General features: G+C 45.4%; 20 protein-coding genes. 6 read left to right on the forward strand and 14 right to left on the reverse strand.

The window, feature by feature from the left end; translation table 11 throughout:
• Nucleotides 1-133 precede the first annotated feature (133 nt).
• On the forward strand, nt 134-1,306 hold the full coding sequence (locus AC27KT_RS02895) for an MFS transporter (RefSeq protein WP_487127223.1): 1,173 nt from the start codon (nt 134-136) through the stop codon (nt 1,304-1,306).
• 93 nt (nt 1,307-1,399) lie between these two features.
• On the opposite strand, the gene envZ is transcribed toward AC27KT_RS02895, so the two are convergent.
• The 5 genes from envZ to AC27KT_RS02920 all read right to left on the reverse strand — a co-directional run bounded on the left by envZ (nt 1,400) and on the right by AC27KT_RS02920 (nt 7,008).
• A complete protein-coding gene (gene envZ / locus AC27KT_RS02900) occupies nt 1,400-2,734 on the reverse strand; it encodes a two-component system sensor histidine kinase EnvZ (RefSeq protein WP_039221491.1) in 1,335 nt (444 codons plus the stop codon).
• A gap of 133 nt (nt 2,735-2,867) precedes the next feature.
• Nucleotides 2,868-3,590, reverse strand: coding sequence for an osmolarity response regulator transcription factor OmpR (gene ompR, locus AC27KT_RS02905; RefSeq protein ID WP_014951298.1), 723 nt, complete (start codon nt 3,588-3,590; stop codon nt 2,868-2,870).
• A 182-nt stretch (nt 3,591-3,772) separates the two neighbouring features.
• Nucleotides 3,773-4,903, reverse strand: coding sequence for a DUF2855 family protein (locus AC27KT_RS02910; RefSeq protein WP_487127226.1), 1,131 nt, complete (start codon nt 4,901-4,903; stop codon nt 3,773-3,775).
• A 144-nt stretch (nt 4,904-5,047) separates the two neighbouring features.
• Entirely contained in the window at nt 5,048-5,953 is a 906-nt protein-coding gene (locus AC27KT_RS02915; RefSeq protein ID WP_487127228.1) for a phosphoribulokinase, read from the reverse strand.
• 122 nt (nt 5,954-6,075) lie between these two features.
• Nucleotides 6,076-7,008, reverse strand: a complete 933-nt coding sequence (locus AC27KT_RS02920) for an ion transporter (protein WP_487127230.1) — start codon at nt 7,006-7,008, stop codon at nt 6,076-6,078.
• Nucleotides 7,009-7,211: 203 nt separating this feature from the next.
• On the opposite strand from AC27KT_RS02920, the gene AC27KT_RS02925 reads away from it, so the two are divergent.
• On the forward strand, nt 7,212-7,925 hold the full coding sequence (locus AC27KT_RS02925) for a sugar-binding protein (RefSeq protein WP_487127591.1): 714 nt from the start codon (nt 7,212-7,214) through the stop codon (nt 7,923-7,925).
• A gap of 94 nt (nt 7,926-8,019) precedes the next feature.
• Here AC27KT_RS02925 and purD read toward each other — a convergent pair whose 3' ends face one another.
• The 6 genes from purD to prmA form a co-directional block, all read right to left on the reverse strand.
• The gene (gene purD, locus AC27KT_RS02930) at nt 8,020-9,312 is read right to left on the reverse strand and encodes a phosphoribosylamine--glycine ligase (protein WP_487127232.1); all 1,293 of its coding nucleotides are present in this window, start codon (nt 9,310-9,312) and stop codon (nt 8,020-8,022) included.
• A 27-nt stretch (nt 9,313-9,339) separates the two neighbouring features.
• The gene (locus tag AC27KT_RS02935; protein ID WP_487127234.1) at nt 9,340-10,155 is read right to left on the reverse strand and encodes a class I SAM-dependent methyltransferase; all 816 of its coding nucleotides are present in this window, start codon (nt 10,153-10,155) and stop codon (nt 9,340-9,342) included.
• Nucleotides 10,156-10,465: 310 nt separating this feature from the next.
• Nucleotides 10,466-12,064, reverse strand: coding sequence for a bifunctional phosphoribosylaminoimidazolecarboxamide formyltransferase/IMP cyclohydrolase (gene purH, locus AC27KT_RS02940; RefSeq protein ID WP_487127236.1), 1,599 nt, complete (start codon nt 12,062-12,064; stop codon nt 10,466-10,468).
• 82 nt (nt 12,065-12,146) lie between these two features.
• Entirely contained in the window at nt 12,147-12,440 is a 294-nt protein-coding gene (gene fis, locus AC27KT_RS02945; RefSeq protein ID WP_012520109.1) for a DNA-binding transcriptional regulator Fis, read from the reverse strand.
• Between the two features lie 30 nt (nt 12,441-12,470).
• Complete coding sequence (gene dusB / locus AC27KT_RS02950) at nt 12,471-13,469, reverse strand: tRNA dihydrouridine synthase DusB (RefSeq protein WP_487127238.1); 999 nt, start codon at nt 13,467-13,469, stop codon at nt 12,471-12,473.
• Between the two features lie 370 nt (nt 13,470-13,839).
• A complete protein-coding gene (gene prmA, locus AC27KT_RS02955; protein WP_487127240.1) occupies nt 13,840-14,718 on the reverse strand; it encodes a 50S ribosomal protein L11 methyltransferase in 879 nt (292 codons plus the stop codon).
• 208 nt (nt 14,719-14,926) lie between these two features.
• On the opposite strand from prmA, the gene AC27KT_RS02960 reads away from it, so the two are divergent.
• Complete coding sequence (locus tag AC27KT_RS02960; RefSeq protein ID WP_487127242.1) at nt 14,927-15,688, forward strand: substrate-binding periplasmic protein; 762 nt, start codon at nt 14,927-14,929, stop codon at nt 15,686-15,688.
• 153 nt (nt 15,689-15,841) lie between these two features.
• Nucleotides 15,842-17,464: an amidase gene (locus AC27KT_RS02965; protein WP_487127244.1), complete on the forward strand. Its 1,623-nt coding sequence runs from the start codon at nt 15,842-15,844 to the stop codon at nt 17,462-17,464.
• Between the two features lie 131 nt (nt 17,465-17,595).
• Here AC27KT_RS02965 and AC27KT_RS02970 read toward each other — a convergent pair whose 3' ends face one another.
• From AC27KT_RS02970 to AC27KT_RS02980, 3 genes are all read right to left on the reverse strand, one after another.
• On the reverse strand, nt 17,596-17,889 hold the full coding sequence (locus tag AC27KT_RS02970; RefSeq protein ID WP_487127246.1) for a high-potential iron-sulfur protein: 294 nt from the start codon (nt 17,887-17,889) through the stop codon (nt 17,596-17,598).
• A 222-nt stretch (nt 17,890-18,111) separates the two neighbouring features.
• A complete protein-coding gene (locus AC27KT_RS02975) occupies nt 18,112-18,741 on the reverse strand; it encodes a flavin reductase family protein (RefSeq protein ID WP_487127248.1) in 630 nt (209 codons plus the stop codon).
• Complete coding sequence (locus tag AC27KT_RS02980; RefSeq protein WP_105932532.1) at nt 18,734-18,925, reverse strand: zinc ribbon domain-containing protein; 192 nt, start codon at nt 18,923-18,925, stop codon at nt 18,734-18,736. Before AC27KT_RS02980 ends, AC27KT_RS02975 begins: the two co-directional genes overlap by 8 nt.
• Before the next feature lie 189 nt (nt 18,926-19,114).
• Between AC27KT_RS02980 and AC27KT_RS02985 the strand changes: the two genes are divergently transcribed.
• Complete coding sequence (locus AC27KT_RS02985) at nt 19,115-19,402, forward strand: hypothetical protein (protein WP_269917953.1); 288 nt, start codon at nt 19,115-19,117, stop codon at nt 19,400-19,402.
• Nucleotides 19,403-19,508: 106 nt separating this feature from the next.
• Entirely contained in the window at nt 19,509-21,653 is a 2,145-nt protein-coding gene (locus AC27KT_RS02990; protein ID WP_487127251.1) for an exonuclease domain-containing protein, read from the forward strand.
• Nucleotides 21,654-21,676 lie beyond the last annotated feature (23 nt).

The raw sequence follows: 21,676 nt of genomic DNA on the forward strand, positions 1-21,676 counted from the left end.
GGCTGCTGTTCTTTCTTGCGCAGTAAAGGTCAGCGCCCTCAAAAGGTTCACTTTGTGGTCAAGGGGCATAACTACGCTGTGCCCTCACGCCTAAATCGGATGTCTTTCTACTGATATCAGCCATGGAGCCTAAATGAGCCGACTTCCTGCCACCATCGTTATTTTTGCTGGTTTTTTTCTAATTGGTAAATTGTTTCTCTTGTGGGGAATATTACTGCCAGATATTGCAGCCGATTTGCAAATGTCTGAAGTAGTCAGTGGCGCACTTTTTTCGCTCTTTTCCGTAGGCATGATGTTAGGCGCTGTGATTGGTGGCAAGTATGCCAGTCGCTTTGAGTATATGCCGCTATTAGCGACCTTATTCAGTATGAATACTGGGCTCCTGCTTTTGGTTTCCGTTCTGTCATCTTGGCAGTGGTTTTTAGTGTTAGCGGTTTTGATTGGGGTAGTAAGTTCTACAATTTTTACCATTGGACACACGCTGATTGCGCGAATGTATGCAGAAAAGCGTTTTACTATGATGGGCTTAATGGATTTTATGTTCAGCTTAGGAACGTTTGCGGCGTCGTTCTTTGTAACACTGTTATATCTTGTTGAGCACAACTGGCGATTGCCAATTCAGGTGTTGGCAGGCGTTATGATTGTGCTTTCGTGCTATGCATTCATTGCGGCGCGTTCTCAGGCGAAAGTGCTCCAAGGTCAACCTAAAGCGCCTAAAAAGACGCTGGCATTTGGGGGCATCATCAAACAGCCTGTTTTTATATTTCTAACGCTGCTCACTTTTGGCTATGGCGCGGTAGAGTTTGGTAACGCGAACTGGTTTGTGAGCTATGCGCAAAACGGTTTGGGCTTTACTGGTGAACAGTCAAGAAACCTGCTGGCATGCTTTACCGCTGGTATGGTAATCAGTCGCTTGACCTTCCCATTTTTACTGCGATTTGTATCGGTGCATCGCATGATTGTCATCATGGCCACCGCTTCATTAGCGGGTGTATTCGCGCTAAAGCTAATGCCTTCTTTTTATGGAATTGGCGCTGGTAATCTTATGCTTGGTTTAGGCTTAGGTGGCCTGTTCCCATTAGCTTTGTCAGCGGCAATGAATATCGACAGCGACAACGGGCCTGTACTCTCTGGTATTTCTATTATCGGTAATTCTACTGGCGTACAGGTCGCTTCCTTTTCGACTGGGCTGTGGGCGAATTTTGTACCCCTTACCACTGCATTTTGGGTGATCCCATTAGGTGGATGCGTACTGTGGCTTGCTTCTTATGGTTACAGCAGAAAAATTAAATACCACAGAAGCTAGAGAACAAGCGGCTGAGAAACCTATAAACAGCGCAATGGAAATTCTTAGCTAGAGGAACAATGTACCGCTACGAATAGCCTAAAATCCGCTGCGCTATTTCTTTTCTGGTAGTTCAGAAAGGTATGGCAAATAAAACTCGGCCACAAGCCCTTGCTGCGGATGGTTTCTTAGTGTTACCTCACCGTCATGGGCTTCTACAATTCTTCGAATAATGGCAAGTCCTAAGCCAGAGCCTGACGAATTACGGGCTTTATCGCCTTGCGCAAACGGCATGAAAACACTGTTGAGTTCATCTTCAGGTATGCCAGGCCCAAAATCACGCACTTTGCAATACACACGCTTCTCATGACGATTGTAAAAGCTACTAATGGCAATTTCTTCAGAGCCATATTTAAAAGCGTTTTCGATGAGGTTGTCCACGACTCGTTTCATTGCAATTCGTCGTAATGACAAGGGAGGAATAGTGTTGAGTTTGAGTTCGATGTGGTGTCTATCGTCAAGGTGTCGTGCTTGTACAAGCTCGGCGATAATCGCGTTCAAATCGGTTTCTTGAGTGACTTCTTCGGTGTCGTAGCGGGCATAGTCAATGAACTGATCGATGATGGCGTTCATGTCTTCTATGTCATTAACTATACCGTCTTTTATCCAATCTTGATCTTCTGGCAGCATTTCCGAGGCAAGGCGAATGCGAGTAAGCGGCGTGCGCAAATCGTGAGAAATACCCGCTGTCATGATATTTCGGTCATTCTCAAGCTGCTTGATACCTTGATTCATACGGTTAAACGCTCGAGTAACCTGAATCATTTCGGTGCTGCCTTGTTCGCGAAGCGGCGCCGGGTGTTCGCCTTTACCCACCGCTATTGCTGCTTTTTGCAGGGCTGACAATGGGCGGGTCATGCGTCTTACAAACAGCCAGCCACCGGCCACGCTCAATATACCAATAACCATTAAGTACATGGTAAGGGGTGAGATGTTCGCTTCGTTTAACCCTGAAATAGGAATAGAAATCCAGGTGTCTGGATAGCGATTCAGGGATATCCATACAATATAAGGCGCATTTTCGTCACTGGCCTGTGTAGTGGTGCTAATGCGCACGTCAGCAAGCTGCCTAAGCTGTTCGCTAACCTGTGAAGAAATATAGCTATAGTATACGGCGCTCTCTAATCCATTTTGTTTGGCAACGCTTTCGTCAAAAACCTGCACCTGTGTTTTTTGAAAGTAGCGGTCGCGTGTTTCTTGGTTAGTGACCAACAAATCGTTGGCAAGCACTGACTTAACTTGCGTAGCCAATAAACTGTTAATTTGTTGATAGCTGGGCTGAATAAAGTAATAGGTGACAGATATGTAGGACACAATCTGATTAATAAGCAGCAGCACGCCAATAAGCATGACGGTTTGGCCAAATGCACTTTTAGGGATTAAACGCATAACATGCCGTCGCTTTGAATCATAAGCCAGTGTCTGCAATGATAGTATGTGAACGCGTAGTTAGCCGTCATGAATACATACTTCACTAGTGAACTGGCTAAGGCGGTAGCACCCGCCGTATCCATCATAGGTGCTAAACTTGTTCGCCATCAGGCACGAATACGTAGCCCAATCCCCACACAGTCTGTATATACCGAGGGTTGGCAGGATCTTCTTCAAGCATTCTTCGTAAGCGTGAAACCTGAACGTCAATGCTGCGTTCTAAGGCGCTGTAGTCGCGACCACGCGCTAGGTTCATTAGTTTGTCTCGCGACAATGGCTCGCGGGGGTGAGTGACCAGAGATTTTAATACCGCAAACTCACCGCTAGTCAGGGTAAGCGGCGTATCACCAGCTGTCATTTCTCGCGTGGCAAGGTTCAGTTTGTAATTGCCAAATTCTACAATTTGTACATCTTTAGAGGGCGCGCCCGGCGCTTCGCTACTGCGTCTGCGCAGTACCGCTTTAGCGCGTGCAAGTAGCTCGCGTGGGTTAAATGGCTTAGGCAAATAATCGTCTGCGCCCATTTCAAGACCGATAATACGGTCTACTTCATCGCCTTTTGCAGTAAGCATAATAATGGGCATGTCGTTTTCTTGTTGACGCAGACGGCGACAAATAGATAAACCATCTTCGCCCGGTAGCATAAGATCTAAAACCATAAGGTGAAAATTCTCGCGCTCAAGCAGTCTGTCCATTTGTTCTGCGTTGGCCGCACTGCGCACCTGATAACCTTGCTCAAGTAAATAGCGCTCTAACAAACTGCGCAGACGCATGTCATCGTCAACAACGAGAATTTTAGAGGTTTCCTGACCCATACTCATACCTTTCGTTTTACTTTTGATTCACTATAACCACAAGATGTGAAATACAAAAGCGAGAAAAGCGTAAAAGGTCGGGGATGTTTGTTACAAATAGTGTCTAGAGCCTGTTGACCTTTTATTTACAGTGAAGGCTATCAGGCCCTAAAGAGGAGGAGACCGCTATGCTTTAAAGGACATTAATCGAAGGTGACAACATTAAGCGCTTTCGTGGGCGACAAACCGTTAAGAGTCTCTAAATATAACCGTGTTATAGCATCAGTACCACTGTGCGACTGCTCGTAAAACTGATCGCTCACTTTTTCTGCGAAGTGTTTCCATGCACTGGCGTATTTCGCTAAAAAGACCTCATGCCCCCATTCCCCTTGGCGCAGTTTTACGCGAGCTGGTGCGAAAAAAATCTCTGCATTGAGCAGTTTGGGATTTGGCTTTTCTTCGGCTTTCCAATCTGTTGCACCAATTAATGTTACCTCGCTCAAATTACCGCCAAGCAGCTCGCTAAGGTTATTAATTAGCGTCCCGTTAGCCGCGAAATCAAGAAGCCAGTAACGCGAATTGCTACTGTTACTCGTAAGCGCATTAAGATCATCATAGCTATATACTTCGTCATAGCAGTTAGACGTTTTTACCATATCCACATTGGACGTGGAGGTTAACCCAACCACCTTATAGCTTGCGTTTCGTGACGCTTTTTGGTCTTTAAGCAGTTGTGCCGTACCCAGCGCGGTTTTACTCGAAGCGCTCGATAGCAGTAAGGTTTCACCTTTTGCTTTCTCTGCCACGTAGTCATCAAGCACAAACGAGGTCATATAAAGGGGCCTGAAATTAAGCTGCCATGCTTCACGGTCTTTGTTGTAGCCAGGGTCCGCTGCACAACGTAGATATTGGTCGTAAACGGGACTAATGCTCTTACGTTTTTCGTGGATGTCTGAAAAACCGTGAGAAGCAACTTTTCCAGCCTTTATTACCCAATGGCTCGCCATGGGCAAGTAACCAAATACTTTCTCACCTTCTTTGATATCAGGATGACAAGACGCTTTGACTGTAGCGAAGCCCCAAACAGGTACTATACCAAAGCCGTTTGGGTTATCACCATTGTCATCACTTTGTGGTGGGAAAAAGCCCCAATAGCCCATTTTAAAGCCCAGCGCGGCATACGTGATGTTGTTGGCAGAAAAGCCAAAGCTGTCTGTTTCAAGCAATACTTCGTCTTGCTGTAAGCCGCTGATGTTTATATCGCGGGTAACAACTTTAGTGTTGGCAAGGTGTTGCTGGTCTACCCAAATTTGTTGGCTTTTAATTGTAGTCATAGTAGGGGCCTGCTGTGTCAAAAACTAGGACAAAGATCCAAATCAAGAAGATTGAAAATAGTATCTAGATTGACGCAGGGCATAAGCTATTACGACTTACTGTTTTAAATATATACCCATAGAATTGGTGTATAGAGCTTACCGCTACTCATCTGTGCTGAGCCAATCCATTTGGTGGCCGGCTCTTCGTTTTTTATTCAAAATATCTTCAAGCAGCGGTGTAAGTATAAGCTCCATGGCCAGCGCTATTTTACCACCAGGTACAACCAAGGTATTGATACGAGACATAAATGAACCATCAATCATCTGAAGCAAGTAAGGATAATCGACATTCTTCATTTCTCGTCTGAAGCGCACCACAACAAAGCTTTCATCTTGGGTCGGAATTTCACGAGCGCTGAATGGGTTCGAGGTATCAACAGTCGGTACGCGCTGAAAGTTAACGTGAGTGCGAGAAAACTGTGGCGTGATATAGTGGAAATAATCATCCAGCCCCCGAACTATGCTGCTCATCACGGCTTCGCGGGAATGGCCACGGTCAGTGGTGTCGCGCACAATTTTTTGGATCCACTCTAAGTTTACAATTGGTACCATGCCAACGAGCAGATCTACGTGTTTTGCCACGTCATTTTCTTCTGTTTTAACGCCCCCGTGCAGACCTTCATAGAACAACAAATCGGTGTTCTTAGGTAAATCTTGCCACGGGGTAAAGGTTCCAGGCATCTGGTTGAAAGGAACCGCTTCATCAAAGGTATGAAGGTATTGTCTAAACTGGCCTGTACCCGAGCTGCCGTACTCCCGAAAAAGGGACTCCAACAGTTCAAAGTCGTTGGCTTTAGGGCCAAAGTAGCTGATATGTCTGCCTTGTTCTTGGGCTTTGCGAATTTCTACTTCCATTTCAGGGCGGGTAAAACGGTGAAAACTATCGCCTCCCACCACTGCAGCATTAACACTTAAGTTCCTGAAAATATGGCGAATAGCATTGGTCGTGGTAGTAGTACCCGCGCCAGAAGAACCTGTTATAGCAATAATAGGATGTTTGACAGACATAGGAATTCTTTTTGGAAATGACGGGTACTAGTTATAAGCTGATGCGCGCTAAGAATCAAGGGGACATACGCGAGTTCAGTACTCAGTCCATAATAAGAATTTTTATTTGAACCCACGCCAAATCATTCGTCTAGCCCTTTGTGATGGTGTTGTAATAGACGCACAATTAACTTCGCTTCTTCCTCGTCTAAATCTAGTAGCGCTCGAACGTGCTCTAAGTGGTGCACATCATGATCACTTAGCTTTCCATCGTCCAAAACGCTGCGCACTGTATCTTTAAATCGATCGCGTTTTAGTTGCATTTGTGCGGTATAGCTCGATGACAAAATACCCGCTGGTAGGGCGTAGAAACAAATGCCCATAATGGTAATAAGCCCACCAAATACTTTACCTAGCGCAGTAACGGGAACGGCGTCGCCATAACCTACTGTCGTTAGCGTAACCAGGGCCCACCATAGCGAAGCGGGAATACTACTGAAGACGCTGGGTTGTGCGGAGTGTTCGATATAGTAAATGCAGGTAGCCGCAATAACGGTAAACAGAATCAGCACGCTTAACGCAGCAACAAGACTATGAGCTTCATTGCGTAAAACCGTGGCAAGGGTCTGTATTGAGCGTGAATAACGGCTAATTTTTAAGATTCGCATTACCCGAAAAACTCGCAATATGCGCAAATCAAACGCTACAAATACGCTTAAGTAAAAAGGCAAAATAGCCATTAAGTCGATTAAAGCCATGGGGCTTTTAACGTAGGCCCAGCGCTTTTTCCATGTTGTTTGGGCACGGGTAGGGCGGTTAGGGGCTGATGCGCTACTGTATACGCGAAGGCAGTACTCAGCGGTAAAAATAAGTACAGAAACCACTTCGATAATATGGAGTTCGTATCGCCAAATGGTAGAGATACTCGGTACCGTTTCCAGCATCATGGCAACGACATTTACGATAATTAACGCAATCAGTAATATATCAAACAGCTTGCTAAGCTTTTTGTATTCGTGGGCTTCACTAGCGGGAGCCAGGATGTGATAGCACGCGTTTCTAAATGACATAGCCAAAATGGTAAGAGAGGTAATGATCGTTTTATACCAATTACTGCACCAAATTGGTAATGCTTCTAACTAAGGTGTGTTGCATCGTACTATTTCAAGCGCAGCTGGGCGCGAAACGTGGTAGTTTAAATCGCAAGTAACCTAACAAAGAGCGTATTCAATTGAAAAGCAAACACCCCCGAGTTACTTCACTGACTTTAGCACTGTTTATGGCGTCATCTATTCCCGCAGCAGTAGCGAAGCCTGATAGCGTACGCTTTATTTCAACGCCCCCCGTAATCGATGGCGTAGCCAACGATGCAGCATGGGAAGAGGGCAATTGGCAGGAAATGACGTCGCTTATGTGGGGTACAGCACCTGAGCCCAGCGATTTTTCTGGTAGATATAAGCTCCGCTGGAATAAGGATGCGTTATACCTGCTGGCAGAAATACAAGACGATCATCTTTCCGACACATATGCTAACCCGCTTGAGCGTTACTGGGATGATGACTGTTTAGAAATTTTCATTGATGCGGATGCCTCTGGTGGCGATCATCTCAATAACTACAACGCGTTTGCTTATCACCTGGCGCTAGACAATCAGGTTGTTGATATTGGCCCTAATAAGGGGGGAGAGGCGGTACCGCAGTTATACAACGACCATGTTGAAAATAAGTGGCTACGTGGTACCAAAGTGCCTTACAAGGTTTATTGGGAAGCGGCGGTGCGTGTATATGATGACAGCTATCAGCATGGGAAAGACAATTCACCTGTTACCTTAAAAGAAGGTATGACTATGGGCTTTATGTTGGCCTACTGTGATGCAGATGGTGGCGATAGAGAACATTTTGTAGGCTCTCATGAGATCACCCCAGTAAACGGCGATAAAAACCTGGGGTACAAAGATGCGTCGGTGTTTGGGAAAGTGACGTTAACTAAATAGTGTCGGCGATATATTCGCCACTGTTTTTAACCAGTTGCCTAGTATTTATAAAAAACGCGGCGTCATGCCGCGTTTTATATACTTTACATGTCGATTACTTCGCTTCAGCTTCGCGCGCAATTGCACGGTGTGCAATATCAGTACGATAGTACACATCTTTAAACTGAATGGTCTTAAGCAATTCATACGCTTTTTGCTGAGCTTCGGTAACATTGTTACCCAAAGCAGTAGCACAAAGCACACGGCCACCTGCGGTAACCACATCACCGTCTTGAAGGGCGGTACCTGCGTGGAAAACCTTTCCATCTAATTTAGCGGCGTCTTCGAAACCGGTAATCACGTCGCCTTTATCATAGCTGCCTGGATAGCCGCCAGCGGCAAGGACAACACCTACCGACGCGCGCTCATCAAACTCAATCGTTTTGCCAGCAAGTTCGCCTTTGCAAGCTGCTTGGCAAAGTGGAACCAAGTCAGACTTTAATCGCAGCATGATTGGCTGAGTTTCTGGGTCGCCAAAGCGGCAGTTGTACTCAATTACCTTTGGTGTACCGTCGGCCATGATCATAAGGCCAGCATATAAAAAGCCAACGTAGTCGTTGCCTTCAGCAGCCATGCCGTTAACTGTTGGCATAATCACTTCTTGCATAATACGGTCGTGAATGTCCTGCGTTACAACCGGAGCCGGAGAATATGCACCCATTCCGCCTGTGTTCGGCCCTTTGTCACCGTCAGCAGCACGCTTGTGGTCTTGGCTGGTGGCAAAAGGTAGTACGTTTTTGCCGTCTACCATGACAATGAACGACGCTTCTTCACCGTCTAGGAATTCTTCAATAACTACGCGGCTGCCGGCTTCGCCAAACGCGTTACCTGCCAGCATGTCGCGGATAGCGTCTTCAGCTTCTTCAAGGGTCATCGCAACAATAACACCTTTACCCGCAGCAAGACCGTCAGCCTTTACTACAATCGGCGCGCCTTTCTCACGCACATAGGCAATAGCTGGGTCAATTTCTGTGAAGTTTTGATACTCAGCCGTAGGAATTTTGTGGCGAGCTAAAAAGTCTTTGGTAAAAGCTTTAGAGCCCTCAAGCTGCGCGGCAGCTTGAGTGGGGCCAAAAATCATTAAACCAGCGTTTGTGAACGCATCAACAACACCTGCAACTAGCGGCGCTTCTGGGCCTACAATAGTAAGCTCAACATCGTTACCTTGAGCAAAAGAAACCAAGCCAGCAATATCATTTACATCGATAGCTACGTTTTCAAGCTTAGGTTCTGTAGCTGTGCCTGCATTGCCAGGTGCTACAAATACTGTTGAAACATCAGAAGACTGCGCTGCTTTAAACGCTAGCGCGTGTTCGCGGCCACCGCCGCCAATTACAAGTACGTTCATTAACTGTTCCGTTTTGAGTGTTTAATTTTATGATTTTGGTTTGGTGAATTTTAGCGTCATGCGATTGCTCTCGCCAATCGCCATGTATTTTTCGCGATCTTGATCATCTAGCGCCAAACGTGGAGGTAGCGTCCACACACCTTTCGGGTGGTCGGCAGTATCCATTGGGTTAGCGTTGACATCGCTGCTTGCTTCAAGCACAAAGCCTGCTTTTTCGGCGGCAGCCACAACGTAAGAACGCTTCATGTAGCCACTTTTCTTCATTGCTTCATCATCTGCGCTTTCAGGAAGCTCATGTTCCACTACGCCCAGTACGCCACCTGGCTTAAGCGCTTTGAAAAATGCGCCAAATGCATTGTCGATACCCTCGTCACCGTGACGCATATACCAGTTGTGTACGTTGCGAAACGTCAGCACCATATCGGCACTACCTGCTTCGCTAATATCTAACGCTTTGATTGGGTCGAATGCAGTAAGCTCAGCACCTTCGTACTTCATTCCCGGCTTCATTTTTTCTTTAAAGCCTTCCACCGATTTTTTAAAGTAACCGCTGGTTTCATCATCCACGTAAAAGTGAGCAGCTACATACTTACCGTTATCTTTTACAACAGAATAAAGGATGTCGGCGTACCAACCACCACCGGGAGAGATTTCTACCACAGTCATGTCTGGGGTAAGGCCAAAAAAGCGCAGTGTTTGCTGAGGATTACGGTACTCATCGCGTACTTTTGCACTAGCAGAGCGGATATCGCTCATTGCGGCATCAGAAATCGCATCTGCGCTGGCATAAGTAGCACTTACACCTAGGGTTGCGGCTAACACATATTGGGCTAACTTTTTCATTCTTATTTCCTTTTTCTGTCGAGGGTAGGCGAATAACATAACACTATTACTACAAATTACCACGGGTCAGATCAAGCCTATCAGCTAACCCCTATTTGCACTTACGCCTTAGCAGAATTATTCGCAACTCTGTCGCTTCGATGAGGTATCAACACAACCATACGATTGGCCTCGGGTCTGCGTATTAAAAGAGGTAAGGAAAAATAAAAAACACACAGTAAAGTAACTAAATGCCACCTTACTGCGTGTTTAACTTAGCTATTGGTTTCCCTCACTAAGCCTGCACTAAAAGGTATAGCGTAAATACCTATTAGTGACGGAAGTGACGCATGCCCGTAAACACCATGGCAATGCCGTGTTCATCAGCGGCATCAATGACTTCCTGGTCGCGCATAGAGCCGCCTGGCTGAATTACAGCTTTAATACCTGCTTCAGCCGCAGCGTCGATACCGTCGCGGAATGGGAAGAAAGCGTCAGACGCCATTACAGAGCCTGCTACTTCTAAGTTTTCATCAGCCGCTTTAATGCCCGCAATTTTCGCAGAGTAAACGCGGCTCATTTGGCCTGCGCCCACGCCTACCGTCATACCGTCTTTGCAGTAAACAATCGCGTTAGACTTCACGTATTTTGCTACCTTCCAGCAGAACATAAGGTCGCGCAGTTCATCTTCGCTTGGCTGACGCTTAGTCACAACTTCTAGGTCTTCCATTTCAACCATGCCGAAGTCGCGCTCTTGTACTAATAAACCACCGTTTACGCGCTTAAAGTCATAACCTTCGGTTAGCTGACCAGCCCAGTCACCACATGCTAGAAGACGTACGTTTTTCTTCGCACTTACTACTTCTTTCGCTTCATCGCTTACTGTCGGCGCAATAATGACTTCCACAAATTGACGGTCAACAATCGCTTGCGCCGTTTTCGCATCAAGCTCTCGGTTAAACGCGATAATGCCGCCAAATGCTGACGTTGGGTCAGTTTTAAACGCGCGGTCGTAGGCACTTAAAATATCATCGCCAATGGCCACACCACATGGGTTAGCGTGCTTAACGATTACACATGCTGGCTCTTCGAATTCTTTTACGCACTCAAGCGCTGCATCCGTGTCAGCAATGTTGTTGAATGACAGTTCTTTACCCTGAAGCTGAGTAGCGGTAGCCACAGACGCTTCTTGAACATTGTTTTCAACATAGAATGCCGCTTCTTGGTGGCTATTTTCGCCATAGCGAAGGTCTTGCTTCTTAGTAAGCTGCATGTTGTAGGTACGTGGGAATTCACTGTGCTGGTGGTCACAGTCTGCTTCACAACCTGTGCTGTCTAAACGAGCACCAAAGTAGTTTGCAATCATGCCGTCGTATTCAGCAGTGTGCTCAAATGCTTTAATGGCAAGGTCGAAACGGGTGTTGTAGGTTAACGAGCCGTTGTTGTCGTTCATCTCTGCAAGTACGCGAGAGTAGTCAGACGCATTAACCACAATAGTCACATCTTTATGGTTTTTTGCAGCAGCGCGCACCATAGTTGGGCCACCGATATCAATATTTTCAATTGCATCTTCTAGCGTGCAGTCTTCGTTTGCCACGGTAGCAGCAAACGGGTAAAGGTTAACCACCACAAGATCGATAGGCGCAATGTTGTGTTCTTCCATCACCGCTTCATCGGTACCGCGACGACCAAGGATACCGCCATGAATTTTCGGGTGAAGAGTTTTAACACGGCCAGCCATAATTTCTGGGTGACCTGTATGATCGGACACTTCTTTCACAGGTAAGCCAGCGTCAGCGAGTAGTTTCGCAGTACCGCCCGTCGACAGAAGTTCTACGCCAGCGTTATGCAGCGCTGTCGCGAAATCGAGGATACCGGTTTTATCGGAGACACTAAGGAGAGCACGTTTAATTGGTTTTGGTGTTTGCATAAATTTTAAGTTTCTAATGTTGTAGTGTTGAAACAAAAAGAGCACCGATTGGTGCTCTTTGGTGGGCAAAGCCCTTGGAATCTTAGTTCATGCCGTATTGCTTAAGCTTCTTGCGAAGTGTGCCACGGTTGATGCCCATCATGATGGCAGCGCGGGTTTGATTGCCGCGTGTGTAAGTCATGACTTCTTCTAGCAGCGGCGCTTCAACTTCAGCCAGTACCATTTCGTACAGGTTATCGATGTTTGCGTTATCCAGTTGCTTAAGGTACTTGTTAACCGCTTGCTTTACAGAGTCACGCAGTGGCTTTTGAGCTTGCGTTTGTGAAGGCGTAGTTACTGTAGTAGTAAAAGGTGAAGTCACGTTTTGATCGAACATAATACTGTGTTGCTCTTAAGTTAGTCATCACTATGCTGCGGGAGAAATCTGTCGGGTTTCTCGGGTCTGCAGCGCTTGAAAATATGCATTTAGTGCATCGAGTTGCTCAGTCGCATCATCGATAGCGTTAAACGTTTTACGAAACTGACGATCCGTATCGTGCTCCGCGAGATACCAGCCCACGTGCTTACGGGCAATTCTTACACCGGCTATGTCGCCATAAAAGTCTTGCACATTAGTTACGTGCTCATGCAAGAGTTTATATAGCTCTGACAGCGGCGGTGCCGGTAGGTTCTCGCCCGTTTCAAGATAATGTTGGATTTGCTTAAATATCCAAGGCTTACCTTGCGCGCCGCGACCTATCATTACGCCATCTGCACCAGTGTAATTCAGCACCTCTTGTGCTTTCTCTGGAGAAGTAATGTCACCATTTGCAATAACAGGAATTGAAATTGCCGCCTTTATTTGACGTATGGTGTCGTACTCAGCTTCTCCCTTATACATACAAGCTCGTGTTCTGCCGTGAACAGCAAGCGACTGTATGCCGTTTTGCTCTGCAATGCGGGCAATCTCTACCCCATTGCGATTTTCTGGGTTCCAACCGGTGCGAATTTTCAGTGTTACGGGTACGTCAACAGCATTAACTACTGCTTTAATAATCGCTTCCACTGTGTCTGGGTATTGAAGCAAGGCAGAGCCTGCTAGCTTCTTATTAACCTTCTTAGCAGGACAACCCATATTGATATCGATGATTTGCGCACCGTTCTCAACATTAAATTGCGCTGCCTGAGCCATAAGCTCAGGGTCGGCCCCAGCTATCTGTACAGAGCGAATGCCTTCTTCACCCTCATGATTCATACGCGCCTGTGATTTGGCTGTGTTCCAAACTTTCGGATTACTCGAAAGCATTTCTGAAACAACAAGCCCTGCACCCAAGCGCTTACAAAGTTGACGAAACGGTCTATCTGTTACGCCAGCCATGGGGGCCAACATCAAATTGTTTTCTAACTCGTAAGGTCCAATTCGCATTGTAAAATGTATAGCTCGCCATCTAAAACTGCACAGAAAATATACACCCGGCTAAAACGGGGCGCTAAGTGTACGTGTTTTCGCAAGGCTTGAAAAGGCTAAAAATCGCACAAAATTTCACTTCGTGGTCTTGACAGTGAAAAAAATCTGTCACATTAGTAATCTAACGTCGTTTTTTAGTTTAAATATTGTACGAAAGTCTTACAGCCCCCGATTTGAAAGGGCTGTAATGTGAAAAAAATTAACAATTAATTAGGCGGTGACGTTCTTCGTCGTACAAAATTTCGTCGCAAATTTGGGGTGGTTTACCGTGAACACACCGATCTAACTAGGTGTAATTTTCACCACCTAGTTAGTTTGTCGCTCAATCTTAACGTTTTTTGCCCGACACTCTCGCCCATTCACCATCTATAGCACTGGGTTCAAGAGTAATATCGTTTGCATAGGCTTCTTCAATTCGCATGACTTGTTCAGCCAATATGCCGGAAAGGACTAACAAACCGCCTGATTTACAGTAATTTGTAATAACGCTTTGAAGTTCTAGTAATGGACCTGACAAGATGTTTGCCATCACGACATCGGCTTCAAGCTCAGGCTGGTCTTCAGGAAGGTATACATCCAAACGGTCTTCAACGCCGTTGCGTCGTGCATTTTCTTTTGTTGCTTGTAGCGCTTGTGGGTCGATATCAATGCCGATGACGCGTTTAGCACCCAATTTCAACGCAGCCAGCGCTAATATTCCCGAGCCACAGCCAAAATCGACCACAGTTTTATCTGTCATATCTATGCCGTCTAGCCAGCGCAAGCAAAGTGCGGTAGTAGGGTGCGTACCTGTGCCAAAAGCAAGGCCTGGATCCAACATCACGTTAACGGCATCAGGGTCTGGAACGTCACGCCAGCTTGGGCAAATCCACAAGCGCTTACCAAACTGCATAGGATGGAAGTTATCCATCCACTCTCGTTCCCAGTCTTTGTCTTCAAGTGGTTCTAGCTTGTACTTAAAGTCTGGACCAAGCACCTTCGCCTTACCTAGGCGTTGCAGAATACCTTTCATATCGGCATCAGCTTCAAATAAGCCGACGACTTGTGTATCGGGCCACAGTAACACTTCACCCGGCTTGGGCTCGTACATAGGGGTGTCTTTCGCATCCACATAGGTCACTGCTTGTGAGCCGTTGGCCGTCAGCATGTCGCCTATTGATTCTGCATATTCAGAGGAGGTATTAATTCGAAGTTGTAGCCAAGCCATAGTTGTCGTTCGTTGGGACCTTTGTTGGTCATTGTACCTTTGCTTGGCGTTAAACAAAATGAAAGCAAGCGAAAAGCGTTACAATAGGTGTTATTTGTCAGGGGCAGCGGTGTTTAAAAGCCTTAACCTTTTGTCCATTGGTATGGATTCTAAATGCGGCTATAGTTATTTATTAATGCGGTTCGATTGTAAAGTTAATCGGAGTTTTATGCGTTTTCTTATTCCTTTTTTGTGTGCTGTTGCTATTGTTTTTCCTACCAAAGCCCGTGAGTTAGACGTGGTGGTTGGCTGGAACAAGCCGCCTTATGTTATTTCACAAGAGCACAGCGGTTTTGAAATTGATCTGGTAAGAGCCATTTTAGCGGAAATGGGACATACGCTTTCGCCCATCTACGTTCCATTTGGGCGTACAGCGCGACTTTTGAAAGATAATGCTGTGGATATAGGACTTACACAAAACGCGGCACATAACGTGGAAGATTCTGTCCTTTCCGACCCCTACATTATTTACCAAAATGTTGTTGTGACAAAAGCGCAAAGTCACTTTGTTATAAATGATATTAATGACCTCAAGGGAAAGCGTCTCATCGGGTTTCAAACTGCGCAATTAGTGTTAGGTGAAGAATTTCAGCAAGCACTCGCATTGGAGTCAATGTATATGGAAATGGCAAGGCAGGACCGTCAGGTCGATATGCTTATGCTGGGTCACGTGGACGCGATTGTTCTAGATAGAAATATTTTCAATTTCTTTAAACTTAAAAATAGCGCCTATGTTGAAGAGGAAACCGTGTTCCATGAGTTATTTCCTATTTCAATATATCGCGCGGCTATACCCAATCCAAAACTGAGGGCAGAGTTTAATGCTGCCCTTCATCGCTTTATTGCGGATGATCGGTATCAACTACTGCTCGATGAATATCAGCTTGATAATCTGCTTCACAAACTGCCAAAAGCGCCTGCTGCACTGTGAATGCGTATTTTATCGTGCAGACAGTGAACCATTTCTGATTCAACGTATATCAAACTAACAATACGGTAATGCTCATCGCTTTATATCTAACCATAGATAAGACATGATGGCATAAGCACGCTCTCATAAAAACAATGCGTTAAGGAAAGCTCTATGTTGAAACAGTGGTATTTACTGGTTGTCACCTTGCTATGCACCGCCTGTGTGTCGCAATCGCATCATGAAAATAGTGATAATAACAAGTGGCTAGATGAGCCAGCGTACCTGCAGGCTCAAGCTATTGCTCAAGGCGATATTACATCGGCAGAGCTTGTGAGCGGGTATTTAGCGCGTATTGGTGAGTTAGATAAAAAGACAAATAGCGTCTTAGCGCTAAACCCCAATGCATTAGCTGAAGCGAGAGATATTGATAAACAATTTGCCAGTGGAGCTGAATTAGGCCCGTTAGCCGGTATTCCCGTATTGCTAAAGGACAATATTGAAAGCGCAGAAATGCCCACAACAGCAGGTTCTATAGCGCTAATCAATAACGACACCGGCCGAGACGCTCCGATTGTGGCGAAGCTTAAAGCTGCGGGAGCGATCATTCTTGGCAAGACTAACTTATCTGAATGGGCAAACTTTCGTTCTGAATCATCGATAAGCGGTTGGAGCGCAGTAGGCGGTTTAACTCGAAACCCTCACATATTATCGAGAAGCGCATGCGGTTCATCGTCTGGCTCGGGCGCAGCAATGTCACTTAGATTAGCGTCACTTGCCGTAGGTACTGAAACCAATGGCTCTATAATCTGCCCGGCATCTATTAACGGTGTAGTGGGCTTTAAGCCAACCGTTGGTTTACTTTCAAGAACGCACATTGTACCTATTTCCTTTAGCCAGGATACAGCGGGGCCTATGACTTCCAACGTTCAAGACGCATGGCTGATGACGTCAGTTATGGCTGGTGAAGACGTGAACGATAGTGCAACTGAAAACACGGCGTCTCAGCGTCCTGCTATGCCTTCATCTGAAATGCTGGCAACAGATTTAAAAGGCAAGCGTATTGGTGTTGTCAGGTATCGTCAAGGTGATAACCCTCATGTACTTGACGTCTACGAAAGCGCGTTAAATCAGATAAAAGCATCGGGGGCTACGCTGGTGGATATTAGTGATTTTTCTCAGCCTGATTCCTTTTGGGCCGACTCTTACAATGTTCTACTCAGTGAGTTCCATCACAGCATCAACGAATATTTGTCGGGATCGCCAGCAGAGATCCCCGCAAGAAATTTATCTGAGCTTATCGCTTTTAACAGCCAAACCGAGCGAGAGCTAGCGTTATTCAACCAAGATATTTTTGAAAAGTCGCTAGACGCGGCGCCTATTGATAGCGAAGCGTATCACAGCGCCCTAAGTCTTATTCAAGATACAGCGGGTAAAAATGGTATTGACGCATTGCTAGCAAAACACAATGTCGATGTATTAGTTGCGCCTTCAAATAGCCCTTCATTTTTAATTGACGGTGTGTATGGCGATCATTCGCCAGCTGGTTTTATTGGTATAGGCTATCTAGCCGCTGTAGCGGGCTATCCACATCTCACAGTACCGGCGGGTGAAGTGAAAGGTCTTCCAGTAGGAATTAGCTTTATCGGTGCTAAATGGAAAGATGAAGAAGTGCTAAAGATAGGCAAAGTCTTTGAAGCTAAACATGGCTTTTTTATTAAGCCAGGTCTTTTACCTACACGTTTTGATGACCCGAGCCTAAAGGGCATCCAGAATGGACTAAATGAGATCCGCTAGATAAAAGCGCTTGGTTTGAATGTGAAGTCTGTTTTGCAGTATTGAAACTAAAAAGCCCCCAATAATTATCGGGGGCTTTTGCTATTTATGTAGCTATTTATGTAGCTATTTATGTAACTACGAGTGATGATTTAGCCTGGCTTTTTAACCCAAGCGCTACACCAGCCATCAGCGTTAACCAGCTTGTTAGGGAAAATGTTACAAGGGCGATATTGTTCGCCATCGGCTCCCTGCACGTACATGCAGTTTGCACATTTTGCACCTTCAACGGTTGAAGACGGTGTGTAGTTTAATGCTTTAGCAGTTGGGTCATCAGCGCTCAATTGTTCTTGAGCTTGTGCACGTAACGCTACACCACCTAATGTAAGACCGATAACTGTAGTGCCCGACAGTTTTAAAAAGTCACGGCGATTTACAGATTTCATAACATTCTCCTTAAGAGATAGAAACGATAATGATTCTTTTTTATTCAGTACCTTAAACGCAAAAACCTGCCCAAAGAGGCAGGTTTTGTGTATTGTTTAAATACTATCTCTTTTTGAAAAAAGATCGAACGAAAAGTCGTATTTTCACTTGATCTAGATTAAATAAAATTCAGAGTGATGCCACCAGATTATGAACATCAGACCGTTTGTTTTGCTACAAGTTCACTTCTTAGCGAGGGGGACACCAGGTTTAGCGTAGACAAATTGTGCAATACGCGTAGTGCTGTGATAGCTATCTAATCCAGAAATGCAGGCGGTGTTGGCTTTTTCTATATCGGCGTATCCGTCTTCATCTATAATGCTCTCTGGCATATGAAGCTCTTGGATTTCTCCAATTACCATTTCGGTTTCGTTAAGTAATTTTAAATGTTGCGCCACCTTTAAGCCCATCTTAATTTCACTTTCTTCGACAAACGGTGCACTAAAAGACTCGCTAAACTGCGGCGTTAAACCCACTGCTTCAAACTCACTTTCATCAGGGGCATAACGGGCAGATGTCTGGTGTGCTTTGTCTACCCAATCAGTTGACACATGATTTAGCGTATAAAAGCCCTGTTGCTTTATATTGCTAAGGGTATCTCGTACGACCGTGTGTGGGCGCATGATCATGCCTAAAAGTGGTGGGTTAGCACCCACATGAACGATAGAGCTAACGACGGCCAAATTGTTAGTGCTGCCGTTAGTGGTACCCACCAAAGCAGCCGACTTAAAGCCAGATAAACTGTTGACTAGATTAGCTCGGTATCGCTGTGCAAGCGCATCTATATCGCTGCGTGTAAACTGCTTAGTCATTTTCTCGTTCTGCCTCAATTTGAATATCGTCACCATGTTGATAAGTCGTCAACTCTATGGGTTGGCAGCACACCTGACAGTCGAGTACTTGGACTTGACCCACATCGTTAACCTCATCTATCTCAACATCGTTAGGCGCCATACAGTAAGGGCAGGAGAAGCCCATGGAACGGGTTAAGCTCATATTTCATTGCCTTATTAATCATGAATAGTGTTTATTACGTAATGCTAAGACGAGTGGATTTTCTTTAGCAAAATACCCCGTTGTTTATGAAAAGAACGCGCTGAGGCAATCGCATAGCCATTATTAAATGGAAGTCTTGATGATTGACCCTAATAAACAGCAGCAAGGTGAATGAATAGAGGTGATGGTGTGGCAAATAAAGTAGGAAACTGCCCCTGTTGTAATAGAGAGACGCGCCTGACTTATCATCACCTTATCCCTAAAAAAATGCACCGACGCACCTATTTTAAAAAGCACTTTAGCAAAGCCGAACTGCAGGACGGTATCTATATTTGTAGACAGTGCCATAGCGGTATACATCGCTTTTATGATGAGATGACATTAGCCAAACACTACTTCAATTTACAACGTTTACTAGATGATGAGCAGCTTTCAACGTTCTTTCAGTGGGTGTCTAAACAGCGAGTACGTGTTTAAAAAGATTTTTAGCAGCGGATGTGTAACGCAATCGTGATGGATTTAATTTGATTAGCATGGCTGTATAAATATACACTGTTGATGTTTTCATAGTCAAAGATACCTCATGCGAAAAGATTTACCGCCACGTTATTACCTTTCACACTTTCACGAGTTCCTTGCTTTCTTCGAAGGCGCTAACAGTGCGCTTTTAAGCGATGGTGCAACCGACTTTGTTGAGCGCTTTAAAGCATTAGATGATGACAAGCAATGCATTGTTGTTAGGGCTGCCAATCGCAAGTATGCGGTGATTGACAGAACGCAGTTTAATTACGGCGAAATCACTGAACCACAAGCACAGATAGATTGGCTTATAGAAAACGGTTGGTTTGGCGATATTACTCACGCTACGCTTAACGATATCGCAGGGGTATTGACCAAAGATGCGCTGCTGGCGCTTCTCGCTGAATACGGCAGTACACAGGGATTAGCATCGCTCACTAAGCCCAGACTCGTGACGTTACTTAATGAACATATCGGTGCTAAAGGCTGGCCAGAGCGCTTTTCGCTTAATAACTATTTAGTGTGCCTATTCGACGATGCACTTCGCTATTTACTGTTTCTCTATTTTGGTAACACCAAAAGTCGTTTAAATCAGTTTTCTATGCGTGATTTAGGCGTAATGAGAACTCGCTCTGACTCGGTAACCGACACAGCGCGTTTTGATACTAAAAGCGACGCCGAAGCTTCTTGGTTTTACGCCAACCACTATAGCCAGCTAGCCTTTTATAATAATGATATGTTACTTGCCTTAGCGGAAAGTGATTTCCCTGCTACAGAAGGTGTGTCAGCCAGTTTTTATCGCGACCAATTACTTTATGCACTAGGGCTTAAATTGCTAGCCTTCGATAGGTCCAAAGGGCTAGCAATATTGAAACAAGCGCACAGCGATAAAGCAAAAGAAAAGTGGCTAAGAGAGAGCTATAAAGACGGACAAGAAGATGACGTCAAACAAGCACTAGAAGAAATTATCGATAATCCTCCATCGGATACACTGCTTGCGTTTGCAGAAGACTTTTACGCCCGTAAATATCATAAGAAGCGCACTAGCACGGTTACCGATATGCTTCGCAATGCTAGCCGTACGCTGGATATTGACGTAAGCCAAAATCAGCAAGTAGAGCGTGGCGTGTTAGCATACTATGCACGGCATGGAATAGAGGGCTGGCGTACAGAAAATCGGTTATGGCGCAGTTTGTTCGGCCTTACTTTTTGGAAGCAACTCTACGAAGAGGATACGCTAGTTACAGAGTTTGATCGCAGGCCATTATCGCTTAAGCAAAATAACTTCTACGCTAAGTTTGAGCACAGTATTGAGGCATTATTACAGAAGCTCGATAGCAAAGATAAACTGCGTTTTCACATCCACAAGATGGCTACAATGCACTACGGTAAAGTGAACAGCCTGTTTATGTGGTCTAGCCATTTGCTTACGCCTATAGAAGCGCTAATTGAGCATGGTTCACTAGATAGTATCTATACTTTACTTCGCATGATGTGTAGAGATTTTGAAAGCCTGCGGGATGGCTTCCCCGATATTATGGTGTTTGATGGCGCGCTTCGCTTTGAAGAAATTAAAGCGCCGGGCGATCAGCTTCGTCGAAACCAATTGGTTTCCATTCAGCGTTTGCAACAAGCCGGTTTTGATGTTGCTGTGACGACAGTGAATTGGGTGCGCGACCCAGCCCAACCCTATGTGGTAGTGGATATTGAGACTACCGGTGGAAACAACAGTTATAACCGCATTACCGAAATAGGCATGGTTAAACTTGTTGGCGGTGAAGAGGTAGACAGATTTCAAACCTTATTGAACCCGCAGCGCAGAATTCCTAGTAATATAACCCGCCTTACTGGTATTTCAGACGAGATGGTAGCAGATGCACCGCTGTTTGCCGAAGTCGCTGAGCAGGTGGCACGCTTTACCGAAGATGCCGTATTTGTTGCGCATAATGTGAACTTTGATTATGGGTTCATTAAACAAGAGTTTGCGCGGTTAGAGCAGCATTTTAGGCGACCAAAAATGTGCACAGTTCGCGAAATGCGCCGCACTTATCCTGGGTTGCCTTCGTACTCTTTGGCTAATTTAACTAAACATTTTCATATAGAAATGGAACGGCATCACCGAGCGCTAAGCGACGCTAAGGCGGCCGCCGAACTGTTAAAACTAGCATTTGAGAAAGACGATGAATTAACGGGCCTGTCGGCGAATTAATAACGTTGTTATTGAAATTTTTA

The organism is Alteromonas sp. 5NW40-0090 (assembly GCF_057552975.1).

What these genes read in the sequence shown, in the direction of transcription:
- AC27KT_RS02895 (WP_487127223.1), top strand. Translation starts at nt 134, where the DNA reads ATGAGCCGACTTCCTGCCACCATCGTTATTTTTGCTGGTTTTTTTCTA.
- envZ (WP_039221491.1), bottom strand. Translation starts at nt 2,734, where the DNA reads ATGCGTTTAATCCCTAAAAGTGCATTTGGCCAAACCGTCATGCTTATT.
- ompR (WP_014951298.1), bottom strand. Translation starts at nt 3,590, where the DNA reads ATGGGTCAGGAAACCTCTAAAATTCTCGTTGTTGACGATGACATGCGT.
- AC27KT_RS02910 (WP_487127226.1), bottom strand. Translation starts at nt 4,903, where the DNA reads ATGACTACAATTAAAAGCCAACAAATTTGGGTAGACCAGCAACACCTT.
- AC27KT_RS02915 (WP_487127228.1), bottom strand. Translation starts at nt 5,953, where the DNA reads ATGTCTGTCAAACATCCTATTATTGCTATAACAGGTTCTTCTGGCGCG.
- AC27KT_RS02925 (WP_487127591.1), top strand. Translation starts at nt 7,212, where the DNA reads ATGGCGTCATCTATTCCCGCAGCAGTAGCGAAGCCTGATAGCGTACGC.
- purD (WP_487127232.1), bottom strand. Translation starts at nt 9,312, where the DNA reads ATGAACGTACTTGTAATTGGCGGCGGTGGCCGCGAACACGCGCTAGCG.
- AC27KT_RS02935 (WP_487127234.1), bottom strand. Translation starts at nt 10,155, where the DNA reads ATGAAAAAGTTAGCCCAATATGTGTTAGCCGCAACCCTAGGTGTAAGT.
- purH (WP_487127236.1), bottom strand. Translation starts at nt 12,064, where the DNA reads ATGCAAACACCAAAACCAATTAAACGTGCTCTCCTTAGTGTCTCCGAT.
- fis (WP_012520109.1), bottom strand. Translation starts at nt 12,440, where the DNA reads ATGTTCGATCAAAACGTGACTTCACCTTTTACTACTACAGTAACTACG.
- dusB (WP_487127238.1), bottom strand. Translation starts at nt 13,469, where the DNA reads ATGCGAATTGGACCTTACGAGTTAGAAAACAATTTGATGTTGGCCCCC.
- prmA (WP_487127240.1), bottom strand. Translation starts at nt 14,718, where the DNA reads ATGGCTTGGCTACAACTTCGAATTAATACCTCCTCTGAATATGCAGAA.
- AC27KT_RS02960 (WP_487127242.1), top strand. Translation starts at nt 14,927, where the DNA reads ATGCGTTTTCTTATTCCTTTTTTGTGTGCTGTTGCTATTGTTTTTCCT.
- AC27KT_RS02965 (WP_487127244.1), top strand. Translation starts at nt 15,842, where the DNA reads ATGTTGAAACAGTGGTATTTACTGGTTGTCACCTTGCTATGCACCGCC.
- AC27KT_RS02970 (WP_487127246.1), bottom strand. Translation starts at nt 17,889, where the DNA reads ATGAAATCTGTAAATCGCCGTGACTTTTTAAAACTGTCGGGCACTACA.
- AC27KT_RS02975 (WP_487127248.1), bottom strand. Translation starts at nt 18,741, where the DNA reads ATGACTAAGCAGTTTACACGCAGCGATATAGATGCGCTTGCACAGCGA.
- AC27KT_RS02980 (WP_105932532.1), bottom strand. Translation starts at nt 18,925, where the DNA reads ATGAGCTTAACCCGTTCCATGGGCTTCTCCTGCCCTTACTGTATGGCG.
- AC27KT_RS02990 (WP_487127251.1), top strand. Translation starts at nt 19,509, where the DNA reads ATGCGAAAAGATTTACCGCCACGTTATTACCTTTCACACTTTCACGAG.